We start from the raw sequence: 22,810 nt of genomic DNA on the forward strand, positions 1-22,810 counted from the left end.
CCGGAACTTACCGGCGCGGGTTAGCGCGCGGTGACGCCCTCGGTGTAGTCGTCGTCGTTCTTGATCCAGGAGAACAGCTTGCGCAGTTCGCGGCCGGTCGACTCGATCGGGTGGTCCTCGCCCTTCTTGCGCAGCTCGAGGAATTCCTTGGCGCCGTTGGCCTGGTCGTCCATGAACCGCTTGGCGAACGCGCCGGACTGGATGTCGGCGAGAACGGCCTTCATGTTCTCCTTGACGTCCGGGGTGATGACGCGCGGGCCGGAGACGTAGTCGCCGTACTCGGCGGTGTCGGAGACGGACCAGCGCTGCTTGGCGATGCCGCCTTCGACCATGAGGTCAACGATGAGCTTGAGCTCGTGCAGGACCTCGAAGTAGGCGATCTCCGGCTTGTAGCCGGCCTCGGTCAGGGTCTCGAAGCCATACTGCACCAGCTGCGAGGCGCCGCCGCAGAGCACTGCCTGCTCGCCGAACAGGTCGGTCTCGGTCTCCTCGGTGAAGGTGGTCTCGATGACGCCGGCGCGGGTGCCGCCGATGCCCTTGGCATAGGACAGCGCGAGCTCCTTGGCCTTGCCGGAGGGGTTCTGCTCCACGGCGATCAGGTCCGGTACTCCGCGGCCGGCCTCGAATTCGCGGCGCACGATGTGGCCCGGGCCCTTGGGGGCAACCATGGCGACGTCGACATCGGCCGGGGCCTTGATGTAGCCGAAGCGGATGTTGAAGCCGTGGCCGAAGAACAGCGCGTCGCCGGCCTTCAGGTGGGAGGCGATCTCGTCCTGGTAGACCTTGGCCTGGACCTGGTCCGGGGTCAGGATCATGATGACGTCGGCTTCCTCGGCGGCCTCGGCCACGGAGACGACGCGCAGGCCCTCGGCCTCGGCCTTGGCGCGGGACTTCGAGCCCTCCTTGAGGCCGACGCGGACGTCGACGCCGGAGTCGCGCAGGCTCAGCGAGTGGGCGTGGCCCTGCGAGCCGTAGCCGATGACGGCCACCTTGCGGCCCTGGATGATCGAGAGGTCTGCGTCGTCGTCGTAGTACATATCGGTCACGGTGATAACTCCTTGGTTTTCGTGTGTGAGGTGTGTTGGGTCTGGTGGGTGCAGCTCAGGCGGAGACGGAGCGCAGGGCGCGGTCAGACATCGACTTGGAACCGCGGCCGACGGCCAGGGTTCCGGACTGGACGATTTCGCGGATGCCGAAGGGTTCGAGGACGGCGAGCAGCGCGTCCAGCTTGTCCGCGGTTCCGGTGGCCTCGATGATCAGTGCATCGGTGGAGACGTCCACCACCGAGGCCCTGAAGAGGTCGGCTGCCTGGGTGACCTGCAGACGGGTTGCCGCGTCCGCGCGCACCTTGACCAGGATGTGGTCACGCTGCACGGACGTATCGGGGGTCAGTTCCACGATCTTGATGACGTTGATCAGCTTGTTGAGCTGCTTGGTCACCTGTTCCAGCAAGTCTCCTTCGGCGTCGACCACCACGGTCACCCGGGACATCCCGGGGATTTCAGTGGGGCCGACGGCGAGTGAATGAATGTTGAACGCCCTGCGGGCGAACAGGCCGGCCACGCGGGTCAGAACGCCGGGGACGTCCTCCACGAGCACCGAAAGGGTATGGCGTGCCATGGTCCTAATCCTCCTCTTCCCAATCGGGGGTCATGCCGCGCGCGATCTGGATGGCGTCGTTGCCCACGCCGGAGGGGACCATCGGCCACACCATCGCGTCGCGGCTGACGACGAAGTCGATCACGACCGGGCGGTCGTTGATCTCGAGCGCCTGCTGGATGGTGGCGTCGATGTCCTCGTCGCGTTCGCAGCGCAGTCCGACGCAGCCGTAGGCGTCGGCGAGCTTGACGAAGTCCGGCACGCGGGCGGTTCCGTGGCCGGTGTTCAGGTCGGTGTTGGAGTAGCGGGAGTCGTAGAACAGCGTCTGCCACTGCCGCACCATGCCCAGCGACGAGTTGTTGATGATCGCGACCTTGATCGGGATGTTGTTGATCACGCAAGTCGCGAGTTCCTGGTTGGTCATCTGGAAGCAGCCGTCTCCGTCGATGGACCAGACCACGCGGTCGGGGTTGCCGACCTTCGCGCCCATGGCCGCCGGGACGGAGTAGCCCATGGTGCCCAGGCCGCCGGAGTTCAGCCACTGGTGGGGGCGTTCGTACTTGATGAACTGGGCGGCCCACATCTGGTGCTGTCCGACGCCGGCGACGTAGACGCCCTCGGGCCCGGTCAGGGCGCCGATGCGTTCGATGACGCGCTGCGGGGCGGTGAGCCCGTCCTCGGTCTCGGTATAGCCGATCGGGTAGGTGTCCCGCAGCCGGTTCAGGGTGGACCACCACGGCGCCAGGTCCGGGCGGCCGTCCTCGGCGAAGCGGGTTCTGCAGGCCTCGGTGAGTTCGGGCAGGATCTCCTTGACTGATCCGACAATCGGCACATCGGCCGTCCGGTTCTTGGAGATCTCCGCCGGATCGATGTCCGCGTGGATGACCTTGGCATTCGGCGCGAACGTGGAGAGCACGCCGGTGACCCGGTCATCGAAGCGGGCGCCCAGCGTGATCAGCAGGTCGGACTGCTGCAGTGCGGTGACCGCGGAGACGGCACCGTGCATGCCGGGCATGCCCACGTGCTGCTCGTGCGAGTCCGGGAACGCGCCACGTGCCTGGAGCGTCGTGGCAACGGGTGCGCCGACGAGTTCGGCCAGTTCCATCAGCTCGGCCGAGGCGTGGCCCTTGATGACACCACCGCCGACGTAGAACACCGGGCGCTGGGCGGCGGCGATGAGCTTGGCCGCCTCGCGGACCTGCTTGGCGTGGCCGCGTGTCACGGTGCGGTAGCCGGGCAGGTCGATCTTCGGCGGCCAGGCGAAGGTCCCCTTGCCCTGCTGGCAATCCTTGGTGATGTCCACCAGGACCGGGCCGGGACGGCCGGTGCCGGCGATGTGGAAGGCCTCGGCCATGACCCGCGGGATGTCGTTGGGGTCGGTGACCAGGAACGAGTGCTTGGTGATCGGCATGGTGATGCCGACGATGTCAGCTTCCTGGAAGGCGTCGGTGCCGATGAAGGCCGAGTGGACCTGGCCGGTGATGGCCACCAGGGGCACTGAGTCCATGTGGGCGTCGGCGATGGCGGTGACCAGGTTGGTGGCTCCGGGGCCGGAGGTGGCGATGCATACCCCGACTTCTCCGGTGACCATGGCGTAGCCCTGTGCTGCGTGGCCGGAGCCCTGTTCGTGGCGGACCAGGATGTGGTTGATCTTGGTCGAATCCATCAGTGGGTCGTAGAGGGGCAGGATGGCCCCTCCCGGCAACCCGAAGACGTCTTTGACGCCCAGTTCTTCCAGCGAGCGGACGATGGCTTGTGAGCCAGTCATCTCTGTGGGTGCCACGGTGTGGTTCGGACCCTGGACAGGGTTCGAGGCATCCACGGTGGAGGAGACAGGAGCTTGATCCTTGGCACGGCCGGCGGCCTTGGCCACCAGCGACGGGCTGATGGGTGTTCCGTTACTCATCGGATATTCCTTCTCTTCTCTAGTTCTGCGCATAAAAATACCCCGCTGGCCTTTTGGCTTCAGTGGGGTTCGCGCGTCACCGTGTCCTACAAACGAGGGCTAGGCTCCGCGCTGGGTAACTAGTAGGACTTCGGTTCGGATCTGCATGTCTTCAGTTTCCCCGGCGGCGGGGAGACTGTCAACGGACCACACTGGCCGTCTCAGCATATGGACACGGCGTCCGGCCTTTGGACATTTCTGTCTCGTCGGACGCCGCGTCCCGCAGTGTCAGCTAGCCACAGTAGGCCCCCGTGCTGGCGGAGTTGACGAGCTTGGCGTACTTGCCGAGCACGCCGGTGGTGAACTTGGCCGGCAACGGCTCCCAGCCTTCACGGCGGGATTCCAGTTCGGCTTCGTCGACCAGCAGGTCGAAGGAGCGGGCGGCGATGTCCACGCGGATCCGGTCTCCGTCCTTCACGAACGCAATCGGGCCACCGTCGACGGCCTCGGGGGCCACGTGCCCGATGCACAGGCCGGTGGTGCCTCCGGAGAAGCGCCCATCGGTGAGCAGCAGGACGTCCTTGCCCAGGCCGGCACCCTTGATGGCACCGGTGATGGCGAGCATCTCGCGCATGCCGGGGCCGCCCTTGGGGCCCTCGTAGCGGATGACGACGACGTCGCCGGCGTGGATCGCGCCCTGGTCCAGCGCATCCAGGGCGCCCTGCTCTCGCTCGAAGACGCGGGCGGTTCCCTCGAAGACGTCGGCGTCGAACCCGGCGCTCTTCACGACGGCACCCTCGGGGGCCATCGAACCCATGAGCACCGTGATGCCGCCGGTGGCGTGGATGGGGTTGTCCAGCGCGCGGACGACCTTGCCGTCCAACGCAGGCGGGTTGATGTCGGCGAGGTTCTCGGCGACGGTCTTTCCGGTGACGGTGAGGCAGTCGCCGTGGATGAGTCCGGCGTCGAGCAGCGCCTTCATGACCACCGGCACGCCGCCGATCTTGTCGACGTCGTACATGACGTAGTCGCCGAAGGGCTTCAGGTTGCCCAGGTGCGGGATCTTGTCGCCGATGCGGTTGAAGTCCTCGAGCTTGAGGTCGACGTTCGCCTCGCGGGCGATGGCCAGCAGGTGCAGCACCGCGTTGGTGGAGCCGCCGAAGGCCATGGTCACGGCGATGGCGTTCTCGAAGGCCTTACGGGTCATGATGTCGCGGGCGGTGATGCCCTTGCGCAGCATTTCCACCACGGCTTCACCGGACTTGCGGGCGAACATGTCGCGGCGGCGGTCCGCGGACGGCGGGGCGGCCGAGCCGGGCAGTGACATGCCCAGGGCCTCGCCGATGCAGGCCATGGTATTCGCGGTGTACATGCCGCCGCAGGCGCCTTCGCCCGGGCAGATGGCACGTTCGATGGTGTCCAGGTCCTTGGCGCTCATCTTGCCGGCGGCACAGGCCCCGACGGCCTCGAAGGCGTCGATCAGGGTGACTTCCTTCTCGGTGCCGTCCTCGAGCTTGGCGACGCCGGGCATGATCGATCCGGCGTAGACGAAGACGCTGGCCAGGTCCAGGCGGGCCGCGGCCATCAGCATGCCGGGCAGCGACTTATCGCAACCGGCCAGCAGGACGGAACCGTCGATGCGTTCGGCCATCATGACGGTTTCGACGGAGTCGGCGATGACCTCACGGGAGACGAGGGAGAAGTGCATGCCCTCGTGGCCCATGGAGATGCCGTCGGACACCGAGATGGTGCCGAACTGCATGGGGAACCCGCCTCCGGCGTGGACGCCCTCTTTGGAGGCCTGCGCCAACCGGTTCAGGGAAAGGTTGCAGGGGGTGATTTCGTTCCACGAGCTGGCGACGCCGATCTGCGGCTTCGCAAAGTCGTCGTCCCCCATGCCGACCGCGCGGAACATGCCGCGGGCCGGGGCAGCGTGGATGCCGTCGGTGACGGCGCGGCTGCGTGGCTTGATGTCAATGGTGCTGTCCTGGCTCATAGACCAGAGTCTAGAACTCCGTGCCAAACGCAACGAACCCGTGACCTGCATCTGAAACATTTGTCCTGAACTATCGGGGGGCTCCCCCTAGACTGGAGCCCATGGGAATAGCAGACAACGGCGTCAGCGTGCCCAAAGCGGGGGACACCACACTGAAGGCGCATCTGCACCGCGCCTTCGACCACCAGATCCCCAACTTCGGCAGCTACAACCTCGTCTACGCGACCGGTCGCGCAGGTGAAGGGGGCAAGTACATCGTGGGGTACCGACGGCAGCCGATGGAGATCATCGTTGCCCCACTGCATGCCGGAACGTTGGCAGCGCTCGAGCCCGCGACGTCCATCAACCTCACCAACCTCAGCCACTTGGCAGAGGACCGCACCGGTGGCCACGAGGTGGGAACCAGTACCGGTCGGGTCTTCCGGTTCGAGGTGGCGTCCGAGACGACGATCGATGCCCCACCATCGGCAACCAGCCATCCAGAGACGCGTGTACGCCTTGAACAGCACGACGACGCGAGTGACTTCAACGCGTTCTTCGACGAGTTCCTGACCCTGGTGGCCAGCTTCAGCGATGCGGAAGACTCCCCCGCCGAATAGCAGTTCTTCCCTCACGTCATGTTGAAGTTTGGCCTGTGGATAACTATTCAACCGGGTTGATTTTCGGGTTAGGGTGTTTCAACGCCCGCAATTCACAGTCGAACCCGGAGGCCCCATGCCGGTCACGATCGCTCGCAAAACCCGTGCCGGCTTCGCCGTTGCTGGAGTACTTGCCCTCGCCCTCAGCGCATGTTCCCCTTCCAACGGATCTGATGAACCGAGCCCTTCGAGTTCCGGTTCGCCATCCACTAGTTCGTCATCTGCGGTAGCCGGCGGAAGTGCCACAGCCTCCGCGTCGAAGAGCGCTTCGCCGACACCAGTTCCCGCCAGTTCCGACGGGCCCGCCAAGAATTGGCCCGTGCCGAAGATGCCTGAGACAGCAAAGAAGAAGTCTCCTGAGGGAGTAAAGGCCTTCACGGAGTACTACTTCCAAGTTGTCGAGTACGCAACAGTGACGAACGATCCTCGGCCGCTCCAAGAAATAACTGATAAAAGCTGCGAATTCTGCAAGAAGAACGTTATTGGTCCGGCGAACATGAATCGCAAGAATGGAACTTGGAACGTAGGTGGCGCCTACAAGGTTCGTGTATCTTCGGCCGAATTGGAAAGCGGCAGTCAAGCACTTGCAGTATTTAGCTTCAAACAAGCGGAACTAAAGGCCTACACATCAGACGGCAATTTGTACGCGACCCAGCGTCCGTCGAAAAAGCCCGTCATCGGGTCCATGTCAATGACGTTCAACGACGGGTGGCATACGACCTTCATAAATATCGCGAAGTCGTAGGAACCCGTGGCCATGCGCAGGATTCTTTCAAGCATTCTCGTGCTTTCCCTGTCGACGGTGGCGCTAGCGGTCCCTATCACAGCCGCCAGTGCCCTCCCCTTATGCCCGGTCATTACCAGCATGGGCGGCAGCACTGTTGACTATGAAAGCGAGGAATGTGAAAAGGCAACCCAGGACGAGAGACCATCTTCTCCAGCAGCTGAAAAGCCGAGTGAAGACAGTCCTGTTAAAGCGGCTCAGAAGACTGCAAACGCGGGACCGCGTCTTCGCTACATCGCAAAATACTCAACCCATTGCCAAGCCCAACAATCCGGGAAGAACTTATGCATCGACTTCGACGAGCCACCCTGCCCAAACGGTGATCCGCTTATTACTCGTTCGATCGTGGCACTCGACGGCCCTCAACAAGGGCAAACAGTTGCAATGGATTCGTATTGCACACGCGAGCCCAAGGCTGTTGTTCCAGGGTCAACGGACGCGGGACCTGAACAAATTTCACTTGAGCAACGGCCGATTGTCATCACTCCCGCTCAGTTCGGTTCATTTCCAATCAAGCCGTCCGCGCTGAAGAGCCAACCCGCTGGCTTTTCTCTAAGGAACGGAAATGCGCATATGTATGCGGTTTCTGACACTCAAGAATTCCGAACCGAGCTACAAAATCGACGGGTGGCGGTCAGGGCAGTCCCCGATTCATACTCTTGGAATTACGGCGATGGCAATCACAGGAAAACTATGAGTCCGGGAAAACCGATGCCGAACCATACCTTCGATGAGCCTACGGAAACCAGCCATATATATGCAGAGACGGGAGATTTCCAAATCCGACTCAGTACCGCCTATCGCGGCGAATTTTCTGTCGAGGGCGGCCCGTGGATCCCGATCCCAGGCACCGCGAACGTACCCAGCGAACCGATGCCGATGAGTGTCTGGCGAACCAAGAAGCTCTTGGTCGATCAGAATTGCGCCGAGGACCCTGACGGCCCGGCTTGCGATTCGCCGTTCCTCAAGGAGAAGTCAACCTCGAAGTAGCGACACCACGCCGGTGCGTGATGGATAAGTGTGCAAAGTCCCGACTACAGCAGCCGTTCACCCTCATGGACCAGGTTCTTGGGCTTCTCCCCCGCCGCCAAAGTGGCGAACTGCCCACGGATCAGCTTGGCGATGCGCGGAGGGAAGGCCTCGGTATTGCCACCGACATGCGGGGTGATCAGTGCGTTGGGCAGCCTCCACAGTGGGTGATCACTGGGCAACGGCTCCGGATCGGTGACGTCCAGTGCGCAGAACAGGCGGCCCGTTTCGACTTCGGCGGTCAGGGCCTCGGTATCGACGACGGGGCCGCGGGCGACATTGACGATGACGGCGCCGTCTGGAAGGGCGGCAAGGAATTCCTTGCCAACGATGTGGCGCGTCGAGTCGTTCAGCGGGACGATCGCGATGACCACTTCGAGTCCCGGCGCCAAGTCCATCAGCTCGTCCATGCCGTGGACCTCACCGTGCTCGTCGGCGCGGGCGCGGGTGCCGATGCGCACAAGGTCGATCTCGAAGGGATCCAGCCGGCGGCGGATCTCCTCTCCGATGCCGCCGACACCGAGCAGTCCGACGCGACGATCGGCCAGGCCCGGCCAGCGCTTCGAATCCCAGGTGCCGGTGAGCTGGTTCTGCGCTGCTTGGCCCATGCCGCGCAGGGCTCCCAGCGCGAGCCCGACGGCAAGTTCGGCGGTCGCCGCGGCGTGCACACCGTGAGCAGAGGCAATGGCGATGTCATCGCCGACCCGCTCGCGGACGCCGTCGTACCCCGTTGACTGCGTGTGCACCAGCCGCAGGTTCGGCGCCCGGCGCACATTCGGCAGCACATCATGTGAGTGCATCGCGTAGGGAAGGACCACGGCCTGGATCTCGTCGAGGCCGATCCCCTGCGGGTCGCCCTCCAAATCCCAAATGCCGCAACGCACGCCCTCGGGCAGGGGCGAACAAGCATCGAGAAGGGTCTGGTCAGGGACGGTAAATGCGGTGATGGGCTCCATTCACCCAGCTTAGGATTCCCGCCCGCAGACCGGGCGAATCGGGTACGGAATCCGACCGAAATGTGACGTCAACCGCAATCCCTCATCCGGTTTTGCGCGGTCGGAAAAGTGCTGGTAATGTTTCATGTCGTTGCAAAGCCCGGTCCCGAAAGGGATCGGATGGAAACAACAATGCACCTCTAGCTCAATTGGCAGAGCAACTGACTCTTAATCAGTAGGTTCCGGGTTCAAGTCCCGGGGGGTGCACACCAGAAGAAGGAGGCCGGCCGTCAGGCTGGCCTCCTTCTGTATATCCGGACACTTGGAGGAAGCCATGACCACCACTGCCCAGCGCCTCGCCGTCGGCGACACCGCCCCCGCGTTCACGCTCACGGCCGCCGATGGCAGCAGCGTCTCGCTCTCCGACTACGCCGGCCGCAAGGTCGTCGTCTACTTCTACCCCGCCGCGATGACGCCGGGCTGCACCAAGCAGGCCTGCGACTTCCGCGATTCGCTGGACTCGTTGGCCGCGGCCGGGTACCAGGTGCTCGGCGTCTCCCCCGACTCCCCGGCGAAGCTGGCCAAGTTCACCGACAAGGAAACGCTGAACTTTCCACTGCTGGCCGACGAGGACCACTCGGTCGCCGCCGCCTACGGTGCGTGGGGCGAGAAGAAGAACTACGGACGCACCTACGAGGGACTGATCCGCTCGACGATCGTGGTCGGCGAGGACGGCGCCGTCGAACAGGCACAGTACAACGTCCGCGCCACGGGCCACGTGGCCAAGCTGCGCCGCGATCTGGGGCTTGACGCCGCGTAATTCCGGACCAGCCGGTTCCACGGGTGGTGCATCCGGTTCCGCTACACTGGTTGAGGTCTTCCGTGCGCGGATGGCGCTAGCGAGCGTGGCGGAATTGGTAGACGCGCTGGATTTAGGTTCCAGTGTCTTCGGACGTGGGGGTTCAAGTCCCCCCGCTCGCACTATGTGATGGGGCCTGCAGACGACACATACTGTCGGTCTGCGCGTTGCACGAACTATGACCGACCCGCAATATCCCGCGGGAGCCCCGCAGGCAAGGAGCACACGAGCGTGGAGTCCACCGACTTCCCCCAGGACGCCGCAGGCCGACGGGTCCCAGCCCAGATGGGCCTCGACGGCAATGCCCGCCCTTCGCGGCGCATGGTGTTGGGGCTTGGATCGCTGGCCGTGGCCGGCCTGGCGGGCTGCACGAAGGCCACGACTCCCGAGGAACTCCCCAGCAGTGCCGCTCCGTCCGCCACCATCGTGAAGGACCTGGAGTTCCGCTTCGGAACCCCGGCGTCCCCGGCGACCCTGGACCCCGCACTAGCGGCGGACAACGAGTCGTTCCGCATCACCCGGCAGGTCTTCGAATCGCTCGTGGGCGTGGACCCGAATACGGGCGCACCCACCCCCGGCCTGGCCACCGCGTGGAAAGTGGGCAACAACGGCCTGACCTACACCTTCACGCTGCGTGAGGGCGTCACCTTCCACGACGGGACGGAATTCAACGCCCAGGCCGTGGTCCACAACTTCAAACGCTGGGCCGAGCTCCCCGCCGTTCTCGGCGGACAGCCGGGGCAGGCCTTTGAATCGGTGTTCCACCACCATGAGGTGCAGCCCGCCACGGACACCAGCGTGGCACCCGATACCAAGTCGGCCACCGAGTCCGAAGCCCCCGGCAGCACTGCCAAGGACACGGGCACAAAGGCCGATGCCGGTAACGACCTCGGCCCGTCCGCGAAGGTCAAGACCGTGAGCGCGAGCTACTACGAGACGTGCCGGGCCGCGGACAAGCACACTTTCGTGTTGACCATCACGAAGCCGATCACGGGACTGATCGAGGCGCTGACCCTGCCCGGATTCGGGATCGCCTCCCCGTCCGCGCTGCGCAAGTACAAGGCGGACGAGGCCATCCGCGACGATGCCGGACAGATCGCGACCCGCTTCGGGAAGCACCCCGTCGGCACCGGCCCCTACAAATACCGTAGGGGAGACGGGAACTCCTCCGAACTCGTCGCCAACACGGACCACTGGCGTCACCGCACCCAGATCGCCAAGGCCAGCTTCCACGTCCTGCGCGACCCCGCATCCCGGCTGCTGGCTCTGCGCCGGGGCATGGTCGCCGCCTACGACATGGTCACCGTCGGCGAACTGCGAGATCTCGTCCGCGAGGGCCAGCAGGTCCTGCAGCGGGACCCGTTCTCCGTGTTGTACCTGGGGGTCAACCGCGCGAACCCCCTGCTGAAGGAGGACGCGATCCGCCGGGCCATGGCCCACGCCGTCGACCGCCAGAAACTCATCGACACGTACTTCATCGCGGGGACCAAGGAAGCGAAGAGCTTCGTGCCACCCAGCCTCGGTGTCCCGGACGGGCCGACCTACTACGGATACGACCCCGGCAAGGCCCGCGAGCTGCTCAAGGGATCCACCTACGACGGCGAATCGATCCCGTTCTCGTATCCGCTGAACGTCACCCGCGCTTACCTGCCGCTGCCCGAGCAAATCTATGCGACCCTCAGCGCCCAGCTCACCGCCGTCGGATTCAACATCGAGCCGCATCCCATCGACTGGGAAGACGGCTACCTGGACAGTGTCACGAAGGGACGCATCCCTGGGTTCCACCTGCTCGGCTGGAACGGCGGCTACCGGGATCCGGACAACTTCATCGGCACCCTCTTCGGCACCACGTCCGCGGAGTTCACCTACGCGGCTCCCGCCCTGCGCGCAAAGATCGTCACCGCCCGCTCGATGCCCAACGGGGACGCCCGTGCCGCCGTTTACCAGGAGATCGGCGAGCAGCTGACCAAGGACATCCCGGCCCTGCCGCTGGCCTACCCGATTTCCGCCGTGGCCGCGAACGAAACGGTGTTGCGCTACCCCACGAGCCCGACCCTGGACGAGTCCTTCGACCGCGTGACGCTCGCCACCTGAGTCCTCCGGAGGCGCCCGCTGATTTCATCGGGATGAACCGACCGCGCTAACCTTGGCTTAAGCCACCAGAGTCGTCGGATGGAGAATCCTGTGCCCAGCCCAACCCCCTCAATGAACGTCGATGTCGCACTGATCGGCGGTGGGGTCATGAGTGCAACGCTGGGCACGCTCATCAAGGAACTGGAGCCCAGCTGGAGCATCGCCCTGTTCGAGAATCTCGACCAGGCCGGCACCGAGTCCTCCGACCCCTGGAACAACGCCGGAACCGGGCACTCCGCCCTGTGCGAGCTGAACTACTCGCCGATGGGCAAGGACGGCAAGGTCGACCCGGCCAAGGCCGTCGGCATCAACGAACAGTGGCAGGTCTCCCGCCAGTTCTACACCCACCTGGTGAACCGGAAGCGCATCACCAACCCCAGCTCGTTCATCAACCCGCTGCCGCACATGAGCTTCGTCCTCGGAGACACCCACGCCGACTACCTCAGGACCCGCTTCGAATCGCTGCGCGCCCAGCCGCTGTTCGAGACCATGGAGCACACCGAGGACCTGGACACCATCGCCGAGTGGGCCCCACTGGTCGCCGAGGGGCGCAATCCGGCACAGCGCGTGGCCGCATCCCGCGTGGTCGGGGGGACCGACGTCGACTTCGGTTCCCTGACCCGGCAGCTGACCAGCAACCTGGGCGAGGACGGCGTCGACGTGAGCTTCGGCCACAAGGTCACCGGCCTGGACCGCAATGGCACCGGTTGGACGCTTACGGTGAAGAACAACGCCACCGGCGAGAAGCGGACCGTCAACGCCAAGTTCGTCTTCGTCGGTGCCGGCGGCGGCGCCCTTCACCTGCTGCAGGCGGCGGGCATCCCCGAGGCCAGGGGCTTCGGCGGCTTCCCGGTATCGGGCCAGTTCCTGCGCAGCACCAACGAGGACGTCATCGCCCGCCACCATGCCAAGGTCTACGGCCAGGCGTCGGTGGGCGCCCCGCCCATGTCGGTCCCCCACCTTGACACGCGCTTCGTCAACGGCAAGCGCTCGCTCATGTTCGGCCCCTACGGCGGCTTCTCGCCGAAGTTCCTGAAGTCGGGTTCCTACCTCGATCTCGTGACCTCGGTCCGTCCCGGCAACCTCATCCCGATGCTTGCCGTCGCCAAGGACAACATGGGCCTGGTCAAGTACCTGGTCACCGAGGTCCTGAAGAGCCGCGAGGCCAAGAACACGGCCATGCGCGATTACTACCCGAATGCGAACGGTGCCGACTTCGAGCTCATCACAGCCGGCCAGCGCGTCCAGGTCATAAAGAAGGACAAGCAGCGCGGCGGTGTCCTGCAGTTCGGCACCGAGGTCATCACCAGTGCTGACGGTTCGATCTCCGGCCTCCTGGGTGCGTCCCCGGGCGCCTCGACGGCCGCCCCGATCATGATCGAGGTCCTGCGCCGCTGCTTCCCGCAGAGCTTTGCCGGTTGGGAGTCCAAGCTGACCGAGATCATCCCGAGTTTCGGCACCAAGCTCAATGAGAACCCGTCGTTGCTGGCCGACGTCACCGCCGCCACCAACCAGGCACTCGATCTGAAGTAGCCGCCGGCCGGACGCATCGGGACCGTAAAAGTCTGCACGCGTTGCGACAGAGGGGCCGGCGACGGCCATAGCGGTAGTTCGTTGCTTTGCCCGTTCGCTACCGTAGGCGGGACTATCCTTGGAATGCTTTGGCCAATAAACAATTGGCGTACATCAAGCCGACGCCCGCCGGTTGTCCGACAGCGGTGTCCTATTGACTCGCGCCTCTAAACTAAGGTGTTGCATCCGATGCCCACCGCCGAAGGGAAATGCACTGTAGTGATAGTGAATCCTGCGCGAGAGCTCCATAGCCTCTTTTTAAAGTGGAAAAGTGACCCCACTCAGAGTGCACATATAGTTCGTGGACTTTATTCCAAAAGCACGAATCCGGCAGCTGCCTTTGACGAACACATTTTTGCAATGAGACTAATAACTGAGTGCCAGACGGCAATTCAAGAGCTCGAAAACGCGGGTATAGGCGTTGACACTTACAGGCGGACCCTTCGGAAGTGGGCGGCCGCCGTTATGAACTACCCCAACAACTGGTTGGGGGCGGTGGCTAAAGATAGGCCTGAAAGTCCGTTTGAAAATGAAGTGATAGACACGTTAGATGGTTTTGCCATCTTCTTGGAAGCCCGAGGTCCCGCTGTCAATCCTGCGGGCATTGCCCAGGTAAAAAGACTGCTTCAAAACGTCAGCGACTTATTGACGACGGATACTTCGATCAGTGACGACATGCGAGGACATGTCTTCAGAGTTGTACAGACCCTCCGGACATATCTCGAAGACACAGAGGTGTATGGGCAAGCTGATCTAAAAAAGGCGATCTTTGATTTGTGGGTCGCTCTAAACGCAGCGGCCGGTCAATCTGATAACGTTCACCGGCCCAAGTGGCAGAAGTTCGTACGCGACATATGGACACCAGCGGCAGGAACGATATTGGGCAGTATGCCTACGCTCGCACTAGGGATTGCTCAAGTATCAGCAAGCCAATAAAGGGCCCGGAAGCCTGAACGCCGGAGGTTGTAGAGAAGCCCCGTCTACCTGCGCGGTTGTCTTACACGACTAGCTTCCCCGGCTGCCGTGCTGGCACACCACTTCGCCTTCGTACATCTTCTACGGGGTCTATTGCGGCAAAGGCTAGTCGTTGGGAGCCCTCAAAAGGGGTCGCTGTTTGCGATAACACAATCCATACCTAAAGCGACTGCCTATCACAAAAACCGAGTAACTGGACTCTCTCCCTCGAAAACGATTCCTTCGAATCTGAAACGCCAAACGGTCCCATCAGGCATCGACGAATGGAACGATTAACCGTCGGCGGCAGATTGCTACCCAGCCACGTGTCCGAAGGATAGGCGACGCTCGATTGCTCATCCCCGGAAGGGCCCGCGTCTCCCTGTCAATATTAGGCGATGCATATCAGGCCGACCCCACGCCCCAGCGGGGACGACACAGCAGTGGGTAGACAGTTTGCCTGCACCATGCGGCTCAGGCGTCCCTCCGGGTGAGGGCCACGTATCCGGCAGCCAGGCACCCGGCTGCCCAGGCCACGAGAACCAGCACGGCGACTCCCATCCCGTAGGGGCCGGGATCGGCGCTGGCCAGGACGAGTGCCGCGTTCGTCGGCAGGTAGTCGATCGCGTGCTGGAGCCACGCCAGGCTGAACAGTGGCAGGACCTGCGGCAGCGCAAAAAGCAGGATGAAGGCCGTCGTGATGGTGCCGGCGGAGCTGCGCAGGAGCGTCCCGATACCCAGCATCATCACCATCAGCATGGCCAGGTAGTAGGCGGACCCCGCTGCCGCGGCGACGAAATCGCCGGCCGTGAAGGCCCCGAAATCCGCGGCACTGGGGCCGGCCACCGCGGTGCCGCACGCGACGAGGACGACACCCGAGATGCCGCCAAGACCGGCCAGGACGGTCGCCTTGGCACCGAGCAGCCGACCGCGCACCGGCACTGCCTGCAGCGACGTCGTGATGGTCCCCGAGGCATACTCCGCGGTGATGCACAGTGCGGCCACCACGACTAGGAGCAGTTGCGAGACCTGCAGGGAGGAGAACGCGATCTCCGGGGCCGGCATGAACGTGTCGTAGCCGTTGTCGCCGCTCGCCTTGGCCGACGCCCCGATCAGCCACGAAAAGCCGACGGTGGCGACCACGGCCAGCGCAAGGCTGATCCAGGTGGAGCGCACGCTGGCGAGCTTGGTCCATTCGAAGGCCACTGCGTGGCCATATCCGATGGCGGGGGGACGACGTGTTGCGTGTCCGGTGGCGGTGGCGCTCATTAGGGGTTTCCTTTCGAAGTAGTCGCCGAGCTGTATTCGACGCTGGAACCTGTCAGTTCCTCGTAGGCCTGCTCAAGGGAGGCGCGCTTGACGGACAACTCGTGCAGTTGCAGCCCGTGGGTGAAGGCAATGGCTCCGACCTGTTCCATCGTTCCGCCCGTGACCGCAAGGGATGGCGTCGGGTCCGGCCCGGCGCCTGCCCTCTCGACACCGCCGGTGCGCTGTACGGTCAGGCCGGCTGCTTCCAAGGCAGAGCGCAGCGCACCGGCCTGCGGGCTGCGGACGGTGATGGAGTTCAGCGCGCTGCCCGAGATGACGTTGTCGATGGAGTCGTCGGCGATCAGCTTCCCGCGTCCGATGACCACGAGGTGGTCTGCCGTCGATTGCATTTCGCTCATCAGGTGGCTGGAGACGAAGACCGTCCGCCCCTCGGCCGCCTGGGAACGCATGAGCCTCCGGATCCAGGCCACGCCATCGGGGTCGAGCCCGTTGACGGGTTCGTCGAAGAGCAGGACCTCCGGTTCGCCCAGGAGGGCCGCGGCGATCCCCAACCGCTGGCGCATGCCCAGCGAGTACGTCCCGATGCGTCGGCCGCCCATCTCGGCCAACCCGACTTCGGCGAGGACCTCGTCCACCCGCCGTTCGGGGATGCCGTTGCTGCGGGCCATGCCGAGCAGGTGGCTACTGGCCCGTTGGCCCGGCATGCCGGTCCGCGGATCGAGCAGAGCCCCCACGGTACGCAGGGGCGTGGCAAGCTCCGCATAGCACTGTCCGCCGATGAGGGCCGTGCCGGCCGTGGGGCGGTCGAGCCCGAGCAGCATCCGCATGGTGCTCGTTTTCCCGGCACCGTTGGGCCCCAGGAACCCGGTCACCAGGCCGGGCCGGATCGTGACCGAGAGGCCGTCGACCGCACGTTTGTCGCCGAATTGTTTGGTGAGTCCGTCCAGGACGATCATGGTTTATGCTCCTTCTGTCGTCGTTGTCTTCAACGCTACGGACGCCGGGCGCCGTCCACATCCGCCGATCGTCGGTGATCCCGCGGGGCCACCCCTGACTTTCGTCGGGTGTCCGCCGGCCGGCTGCTCGGTAGCATGGACAGTCATGAACCGCCGGTGGAATGACATCAACTGGGCCGTCGTCCTCGTCGTGGCGACGGTGGCCACCGGTGTATCCGAAGGGACGGCCGGCTTCTTCCTGGGGCTGCTAGCAGTGATTGGCGCCTACCTGGCCGGCCGCAGGATGTCCTCGCTACCGTCGGCGCTCACCGCCTTCGGCGTCGGCGCCGGGCTCAATCTGCTGCTCTCGTTCTTCATGGCCCCGGGCAACGCACTGTCCCTGTGGCTCACGACCGTCCTCCTCCAGTTCTTCGTGTGTGTGTTGCCGTGGTGGTGGGGCCGATACCGCAGGCTTCGCGTCGGGCGGGCTGCCCACGAGCGCCAGCTCATCGCCGACCATGCCCGGCTGCGGGAGCGTGCCCGCATCGCCGAGGACATGCATGACCAGCTCGGCCATGACCTGGCCCTGATCGCCCTGGGCAGCGGGGCGCTGCAGGTTGCAGCTGGGGCAACGGAGCAGCAACGGCAGACGGCCGCAGCCGTGCGCGAACAGGCAGCGGCGGCCATTGAACGACTGCATGACATCGTGTCGGTCCTGCGCGAGGAGGGCGCCGCCGCGGCGCGGCAACCGGCGGACGAGTCCGTCGAAGAGCTCATCGAGCGCGCACGGCGTTCCGGGGCGACCATCCGGCTGGACCGAACGCCGCCGCCACCGAGGATCCCCGAACCGAGTCCACAGGCCCGGCAGGCGGTCTACCGGGTCGTCCAGGAAGCGTTGACCAATGCCGCCAAGTACGCCCTCGGCGGCACGGTGGACGTGCGGTACGACGAGTCATCCGATCCCGTCACGGTGTCGGTGCACAACGCCCCCGCGTCGCCTGGCTCCGATGCCGGGCAACGCCAGGACAGCCGGGCGGGCCAGGGCCTCACCGGCTTGGACGAACGACTGTCCGTTCTGGGCGGGACCTTCCAGGCCGGACCGGACGCCCGGGGCTTCACCGTCGTCGCACGCCTGCCCCGCGCCGCCACCGTCGGCGGTGCAGCTGCGCCTCCGGGAGCCCGCCCGGACGGGGTCCACCTGCCCGTGCCGGGCTCCGTGAATCGTGATGCCGGGGTGCCGGCAGCGGACCTGCGTGAAGCCCGGCGCACGGCGCGTTCCCTCCAATGGCGCAGCGCCGCCCTCCCGATCGCCCTGGCCGTGATGTTGGCGCTTGTCATGCTGGTCCTCCAGCTGGTGACGGTACGGATGACCGGACTGCCGCCCGGCGACTATGCCGCGATCGAACCGGGCCAGACCCGCGGGCAGCTCGAAACGGTGCTGCCCAGCAGCAGCATCAAGGAGGCCTCCCCCATGCTGGGCGAGCCGGCCGCTCCCACGGGGTCCCGCTGCGAGTACTTCGCGGCGCGGGCCAACGTGTTCGATGTCAGTTCGGACATGTTCCGGCTCTGTTTCAGGGGAGACGTCCTCGTCTCCAAGGACCGGCTCACCGCCCAGGAGGGACCATGAGCACACCCGCCGAATCCTTGGACGCTGCCGGCCGGAGGATCTCCGTGGTGCTCGCCGATGACGAGGCCCTGGTCCGGGCCGGAGTCCGGGCCATCCTGGGGACGGATCCGGTAATCGAGGTGGTGGCGGAAGCGGCGGACGGCCGGGAAGCCGTGGATGCCGTCGCCCGGTTCCGTCCCGACGTCGTTCTCCTGGACATCCGCATGCCCCTCCTTGACGGCTTGGGAGCCGCCCGGGAACTGGTGACGCGGGTTCCGGAGACCAGGATCATCATGCTGACCACCTTCGGCGAGGACGACTACATCGACGAGGCACTGGGCATCGGAGCCGGAGGATTCCTGCTCAAGGTCGCCGACCCGCGGGAGTTGATCGCCGGGGTGCGTGCGGTGGCCTCCGGTGCCGCCTTCCTGTCTCCGGCTGTCGCCCTTCGCGCGGTGAACCGCCTGCGCAGGGACAGCTCAGCGATCCCGCGGGAGGCCGAGGCCGCTGTGGAGCGTCTGACGGAACGGGAACGCGATGTCCTGGCGCTACTCGGTGCAGGATACTCAAATGCCGAGATCGGGAAGCGGTTGTTCCTGACCGAGGGAACGGTCAAGGGACACGTCAGCTCCCTCCTCACCAAGCTGGACGCACGCAATCGCGTGCAGGCGGCCATTACCGCTTACCAGGCCGGTCTGGTCGCACCGGGCGCCTGATCAGCCGGCGCGGGTGAGCGACCTCACCCGAGCCAGCGGGAATGATTGCCACCCCACAAACGCTCTTATATGCAAATGCATATAAAGTCTGGCATACTGGAGGCCAGAGGAACGAAGGAGCACAGCATGGAAATCGGCGTCTTTTCGGTCAGTGACATCACCACCGACCCCACCACCGGGCACACCCCCAGCGAGAACGAGCGCATCAAGGCGGAAATCGCCATCGCGAAGAAGGTCGAAGAGATCGGGATGGACGTCTTCGCCATCGGCGAGCACCACAACCGGCCCTTCTTCTCGTCCTCCCCCACCACCACGCTGGCCTACATCGCCGCCCAGACCGAGCACATCACGCTCTCTACCGCGACCACGCTGATCACCACGAACGACCCGGTGAAGATCGCCGAGGACTTCGCCATGCTCCAGCACGTCTCCGACGGTCGTGCCGACCTGGTGCTCGGCCGCGGGAACACCGCGCCGGTCTACCCCTGGTTCGGCAAGAACCCGCAGGACTCGGTTGAGTTGACCATCGAGAACTACAACCTGCTGCGCCGGCTCTGGGACGAGGACAGCGTGAGCTGGGACGGCAAGCACCGCACGCCGTTGCAGAACTTCACCTCCACCCCGCGCCCGCTCGACGACGTCGCCCCCTTCGTCTGGCACGGTTCCATCCGCACGCCCCAGGTCGCCGAGATCGCCGCCTACTACGGGGACGGGTTCTTCGCGAACAACATCTTCTGGCCCAAGGAGCACTACCAGCAGCTGATCGAGCTGTACCGCCAGCGCTTCGAGCACTATGGGCACGGCCGCGCCGACCAGGCATACGTCGGCCTCGGCGGGCAGTTCTACATGGCCAGGAACTCACAGGACGCGGTCAACGAGTTCCGCCCCTACTTCGACAACGCCCCGGTCTACGGCCACGGGCCGACGATGGAGGACTTCACCTCGCAGACCCCGCTGACCGTCGGCAGCCCGCAGCAGGTCATCGAGAAGACGCTCTCGTTCCAAGAGTTCTTCGGCGACTACCACCGTCAGCTGTTCCTGGTCGACCACGCGGGCTTGCCGCTGAAGACCGTGCTGAACCAGCTGGATCTGTTCGGCGAACTGGTCCTGCCCGAGCTGCGCGCCGAGTATGCCAAGCGCAAGCCGGCCGACCACCCGGAGCCGCCGACCCACGCCAACCTCGTCGCCGCGCGCCGCGCCGGCATCAAGCCCGCCACTGCCCGGAACGAGGTTCCGGTGCCCCTCGCTGCCGCCGAGGTGTCCCATGCCTAGGGCCGCCTCACTGCGTGAGACGACGCAGGCCTGGGAGTCGCTGTTCAACGCGCAGGTAACCATCATGCGCCGCCTGCAGCGCCACCCGGCGTTCAAGCGGCTGACGATGCGCGAGTACGACGTGCTGGTGACGCTGGGCAAGTGCCCCAACGACGGGATCCGCCTCGGCGCCCTGAACGAAAACGTGTTGCTGAGCCAGCCGAGCCTGAGCCGCATGGTGGACCGGCTGGAGGCCAAGGGGTTCATCAGCCGCTGCGGCGACCCGTTGGACCAGCGAGCCGTGCTGCTGACGCTGACCGATGAGGGCCGCACGATCCAGCGCGAGATCGGCCGCGAGCACGTCCGCCACATCCACGAGCTGCTCGACTCGGGGCTGGACGCCGAGGAGTTCGCCGAACTCACCCGGCTCACCCGCAAGCTCGGCGCCGCGGTGCAGGCCCAGGGCTGACGCCACCGCTCCCCCGGCCCGCTCCGGACCGCCCCGGCGGTCCGGAACGGGCCGTTCGCTTCCCTAGAATGGGAGGATGAGCGCCCACCTCGTGGCCAAGGACCTCTCCGGAGGCCATGCCCACCGCACCCTGTTTTCGGATCTGAGCTTCACCGTCGCCCCCGGCGACGTGGTCGGCGTCGTCGGCATCAACGGGGCGGGCAAGTCCACGTTGCTGAAGCTGCTGGCCGGCATCGACACCCCGCAGGCCGGATCTGTCGCCGCCTCCCCGCAGGGCGCGTTCATCGGCTGGCTCCCCCAGGAACACGAACGCCTTCCCGGCGAGACCATCGCCGCCTACCTGGCCCGGCGCACCGGCTGTGCCGCGGCGACCACCGCCATGGAGTCCAGCGCCGACGCGCTCGGTTCCGGTGCGCCCGGTTCCGACGATGCCTACGCCGACGCGTTCGAGCACTGGATGGCCTCCGGCGCCGCGGACCTCGAGGACCGGATCCCCGCCACCCTGGCCGAACTCGGGCTCGACCTCGAACCCGCCACCGAGATGACCGCACTCTCCGGCGGGCAGGCAGCCCGGGTCGCGCTGGCCGCCCTACTGCTGAGCCGGTTCGACCTGGTGCTGCTCGACGAACCCACCAACGACCTGGACCTGGCCGGCCTGGAGCGGCTGGAGACCTTCGTGCGGGGGCTGCGCACCGGCGTCGTGCTGGTCTCCCACGACCGCGAATTCCTGGCCCGCTGCGTGACGCGGATCGTGGAGCTGGATCTGCCACAGAAGAAGGTCGCGGTGTATGACGGCGGGTACGACGCCTATCTGGCCGAACGCGACGTGGCCCGACGTCACGCGCGGGAGGCGTACGACGAGTTCGCGGACAAGAAGGCCGACCTCGTTTCGCGGGCCCGCACCCAGCGCGAGTGGTCATCCCAGGGGGTGCGCAACGCGATGAAGAAGGCGCCGGACAACGACAAGATCCGGCGCAAGGCCAGCTCCGAGTCCTCGGAGAAGCAGGCGCAGAAGGTCCGGCAGATGGAGTCACGGATCGCCCGGCTGGACGAGGTGGAGGAGCCCCGCAAGGAGTGGGTGCTGCAGTTCTCCATCGGCTCTGCGCCGCGGTCGTCCTCAGTGGTGGCCACGCTGAACGAGGCGATGCTGCGGCAGGGATCCTTCACACTCGGCCCGGTATCCGTGCAGGTCAACGCGGGCGATCGGATCGGGATCACCGGGCCGAACGGTGCCGGCAAATCCACGCTGTTGCGACTGCTATTGGGCCGGGCCACCCCCGATACCGGCACCGCCTCGATGGGTACCAGCGTGGCCGTCGGCGAGATCGACCAGGCCCGCGGTCAGTTGGCGGCGGAGTCACCGCTGGGCGACGCGTTCGAGTCCGTGGTGCCGGAGATGGCGTCGGGCGAGGTGCGAACCCTGTTGGCGAAGTTCGGGCTCAAGGCCGATCAGACGGCCAGCCGGGTCGGGGACCTCTCCCCCGGTGAACGAACGCGTGCCGGGCTGGCGCTACTTCAGGCCCGTGGGGTGAACCTGCTGGTCCTCGACGAGCCGACCAACCACCTGGACCTCACCGCGATCGAACAGCTCGAGGAGGCGCTGGAGTCCTACACTGGCGCCCTGCTGCTAGTCACCCACGACCGCCGGCTGCTTCAGAACGTGCGGCTGGACCAGCGCTGGAGCGTGGAGGCCGGGCGGGTTGCGGTCGACGTCGTCCGGTAGCCGGACTCACACGTCGAGACGCCGGGGCCAGCCACCCCTGCTGGGGTGGCGTGCTCCGGCGTCGTGCGGTTGAGTCCGGTCAGTGGGCGACCACGTGGTGGTGGTGCTCCGCGGTGCTCGGCCTGATGGCCAGCGCGGTGACCACCAGGGCGACGATGCCCGGGATCCAGCTGCTCCAGGCCACGCCCATGGCGTCGTAGTAGCCGCCCATCCATGGTGCTGCGACCACGAGCAGGGCGATCAGGGCCTGCACCCATTCGGCGGCGGGCATGCCCGGCATCGACAGGTTGACCAGGCCGACGACGATCAGCAGGATGCCCCCGACGATCATGAACGACATCGATGCTCCCGCGGGCTCGGTCCAGCTCGTGGAGAGCGCGACATAGAGACCGGCGACAACTGCCACCCAGTCCTGCCAGCGAGTCCATTTCTTCATGGCACTTCTCCTCTTCCTTGT

Annotated in this window: 20 protein-coding genes and 2 tRNA genes; 14 read left to right on the plus strand and 8 right to left on the minus strand. The window is 65.4% G+C overall.

Annotated elements, in window-relative coordinates:
* Window positions 1-20 precede the first annotated feature (20 nt).
* From ilvC to ilvD, 4 genes are all read right to left on the minus strand, one after another.
* Window positions 21-1,046 (minus strand): ketol-acid reductoisomerase, encoded by a 1,026-nt coding sequence (gene ilvC, locus AC1MEQ_RS03040; protein WP_479793824.1) that lies wholly within the window; start codon window positions 1,044-1,046, stop codon window positions 21-23.
* Between the two features lie 55 nt (window positions 1,047-1,101).
* Window positions 1,102-1,620: an acetolactate synthase small subunit gene (ilvN, locus tag AC1MEQ_RS03045; RefSeq protein WP_479793826.1), complete on the minus strand. Its 519-nt coding sequence runs from the start codon at window positions 1,618-1,620 to the stop codon at window positions 1,102-1,104.
* Between the two features lie 4 nt (window positions 1,621-1,624).
* Window positions 1,625-3,505, minus strand: a complete 1,881-nt coding sequence (locus AC1MEQ_RS03050; RefSeq protein WP_479793827.1) for an acetolactate synthase large subunit — start codon at window positions 3,503-3,505, stop codon at window positions 1,625-1,627.
* A 271-nt stretch (window positions 3,506-3,776) separates the two neighbouring features.
* Window positions 3,777-5,480 carry a dihydroxy-acid dehydratase gene (ilvD, locus tag AC1MEQ_RS03055; protein WP_479793829.1) on the minus strand — a complete coding sequence of 568 codons (1,704 nt, stop codon included), beginning with the start codon at window positions 5,478-5,480 and terminating at the stop codon, window positions 3,777-3,779.
* Between the two features lie 101 nt (window positions 5,481-5,581).
* Between ilvD and AC1MEQ_RS03060 the strand changes: the two genes are divergently transcribed.
* The 3 genes from AC1MEQ_RS03060 to AC1MEQ_RS03070 all read left to right on the plus strand — a co-directional run bounded on the left by AC1MEQ_RS03060 (window position 5,582) and on the right by AC1MEQ_RS03070 (window position 7,892).
* Window positions 5,582-6,079: a hypothetical protein gene (locus tag AC1MEQ_RS03060; protein WP_479793830.1), complete on the plus strand. Its 498-nt coding sequence runs from the start codon at window positions 5,582-5,584 to the stop codon at window positions 6,077-6,079.
* Between the two features lie 367 nt (window positions 6,080-6,446).
* Complete coding sequence (locus tag AC1MEQ_RS03065; RefSeq protein ID WP_479796026.1) at window positions 6,447-6,863, plus strand: DUF6318 family protein; 417 nt, start codon at window positions 6,447-6,449, stop codon at window positions 6,861-6,863.
* A gap of 6 nt (window positions 6,864-6,869) precedes the next feature.
* Complete coding sequence (locus AC1MEQ_RS03070; RefSeq protein WP_479793832.1) at window positions 6,870-7,892, plus strand: hypothetical protein; 1,023 nt, start codon at window positions 6,870-6,872, stop codon at window positions 7,890-7,892.
* A 44-nt stretch (window positions 7,893-7,936) separates the two neighbouring features.
* Here the strand turns inward: AC1MEQ_RS03070 and AC1MEQ_RS03075 are convergent, their stop codons facing one another.
* Window positions 7,937-8,887 (minus strand): 2-hydroxyacid dehydrogenase, encoded by a 951-nt coding sequence (locus tag AC1MEQ_RS03075; RefSeq protein ID WP_479793834.1) that lies wholly within the window; start codon window positions 8,885-8,887, stop codon window positions 7,937-7,939.
* A 173-nt stretch (window positions 8,888-9,060) separates the two neighbouring features.
* Between AC1MEQ_RS03075 and AC1MEQ_RS03080 the strand changes: the two genes are divergently transcribed.
* The 6 genes from AC1MEQ_RS03080 (at window position 9,061) to AC1MEQ_RS03105 (ending at window position 14,366) form a co-directional block, all read left to right on the plus strand.
* A tRNA-Lys gene (locus tag AC1MEQ_RS03080) sits at window positions 9,061-9,133 on the plus strand.
* Window positions 9,134-9,200: 67 nt separating this feature from the next.
* Entirely contained in the window at window positions 9,201-9,686 is a 486-nt protein-coding gene (gene bcp / locus AC1MEQ_RS03085) for a thioredoxin-dependent thiol peroxidase (RefSeq protein ID WP_479793836.1), read from the plus strand.
* 79 nt (window positions 9,687-9,765) lie between these two features.
* Window positions 9,766-9,847 (plus strand) — tRNA-Leu (locus AC1MEQ_RS03090).
* A gap of 109 nt (window positions 9,848-9,956) precedes the next feature.
* Complete coding sequence (locus tag AC1MEQ_RS03095) at window positions 9,957-11,819, plus strand: ABC transporter substrate-binding protein (protein ID WP_479793838.1); 1,863 nt, start codon at window positions 9,957-9,959, stop codon at window positions 11,817-11,819.
* Between the two features lie 78 nt (window positions 11,820-11,897).
* Window positions 11,898-13,391 carry a malate:quinone oxidoreductase gene (locus tag AC1MEQ_RS03100; RefSeq protein WP_479793840.1) on the plus strand — a complete coding sequence of 498 codons (1,494 nt, stop codon included), beginning with the start codon at window positions 11,898-11,900 and terminating at the stop codon, window positions 13,389-13,391.
* 504 nt (window positions 13,392-13,895) lie between these two features.
* Window positions 13,896-14,366: a hypothetical protein gene (locus AC1MEQ_RS03105; RefSeq protein ID WP_479793842.1), complete on the plus strand. Its 471-nt coding sequence runs from the start codon at window positions 13,896-13,898 to the stop codon at window positions 14,364-14,366.
* A 492-nt stretch (window positions 14,367-14,858) separates the two neighbouring features.
* Here AC1MEQ_RS03105 and AC1MEQ_RS03110 read toward each other — a convergent pair whose 3' ends face one another.
* Complete coding sequence (locus AC1MEQ_RS03110; RefSeq protein WP_479793844.1) at window positions 14,859-15,653, minus strand: ABC transporter permease; 795 nt, start codon at window positions 15,651-15,653, stop codon at window positions 14,859-14,861.
* Window positions 15,653-16,609, minus strand: a complete 957-nt coding sequence (locus AC1MEQ_RS03115) for an ABC transporter ATP-binding protein (RefSeq protein WP_479793846.1) — start codon at window positions 16,607-16,609, stop codon at window positions 15,653-15,655. The genes AC1MEQ_RS03110 and AC1MEQ_RS03115 overlap by 1 nt, the downstream gene beginning before the upstream one ends.
* Before the next feature lie 145 nt (window positions 16,610-16,754).
* Here AC1MEQ_RS03115 and AC1MEQ_RS03120 point away from each other — a divergent pair, with 145 nt between their 5' ends.
* The 5 genes from AC1MEQ_RS03120 (at window position 16,755) to AC1MEQ_RS03140 (ending at window position 22,353) form a co-directional block, all read left to right on the plus strand.
* Window positions 16,755-18,215, plus strand: a complete 1,461-nt coding sequence (locus AC1MEQ_RS03120) for a sensor histidine kinase (protein ID WP_479793848.1) — start codon at window positions 16,755-16,757, stop codon at window positions 18,213-18,215.
* Complete coding sequence (locus AC1MEQ_RS03125; RefSeq protein ID WP_479793849.1) at window positions 18,212-18,910, plus strand: response regulator; 699 nt, start codon at window positions 18,212-18,214, stop codon at window positions 18,908-18,910. The genes AC1MEQ_RS03120 and AC1MEQ_RS03125 overlap by 4 nt, the downstream gene beginning before the upstream one ends.
* Window positions 18,911-19,036: 126 nt before the next feature.
* Complete coding sequence (locus tag AC1MEQ_RS03130) at window positions 19,037-20,182, plus strand: LLM class flavin-dependent oxidoreductase (protein ID WP_479793851.1); 1,146 nt, start codon at window positions 19,037-19,039, stop codon at window positions 20,180-20,182.
* Complete coding sequence (locus AC1MEQ_RS03135; protein ID WP_479793853.1) at window positions 20,175-20,630, plus strand: MarR family winged helix-turn-helix transcriptional regulator; 456 nt, start codon at window positions 20,175-20,177, stop codon at window positions 20,628-20,630. Before AC1MEQ_RS03130 ends, AC1MEQ_RS03135 begins: the two co-directional genes overlap by 8 nt.
* Window positions 20,631-20,706: 76 nt before the next feature.
* Complete coding sequence (locus AC1MEQ_RS03140) at window positions 20,707-22,353, plus strand: ABC-F family ATP-binding cassette domain-containing protein (protein WP_479793855.1); 1,647 nt, start codon at window positions 20,707-20,709, stop codon at window positions 22,351-22,353.
* A 79-nt stretch (window positions 22,354-22,432) separates the two neighbouring features.
* Here the strand turns inward: AC1MEQ_RS03140 and AC1MEQ_RS03145 are convergent, their stop codons facing one another.
* Window positions 22,433-22,789 carry an SPW repeat domain-containing protein gene (locus tag AC1MEQ_RS03145; RefSeq protein WP_479793857.1) on the minus strand — a complete coding sequence of 119 codons (357 nt, stop codon included), beginning with the start codon at window positions 22,787-22,789 and terminating at the stop codon, window positions 22,433-22,435.
* Between the last annotated feature and the right edge of the window lie 21 nt (window positions 22,790-22,810).

This window comes from Arthrobacter sp. ASL1, assembly GCF_056680475.1.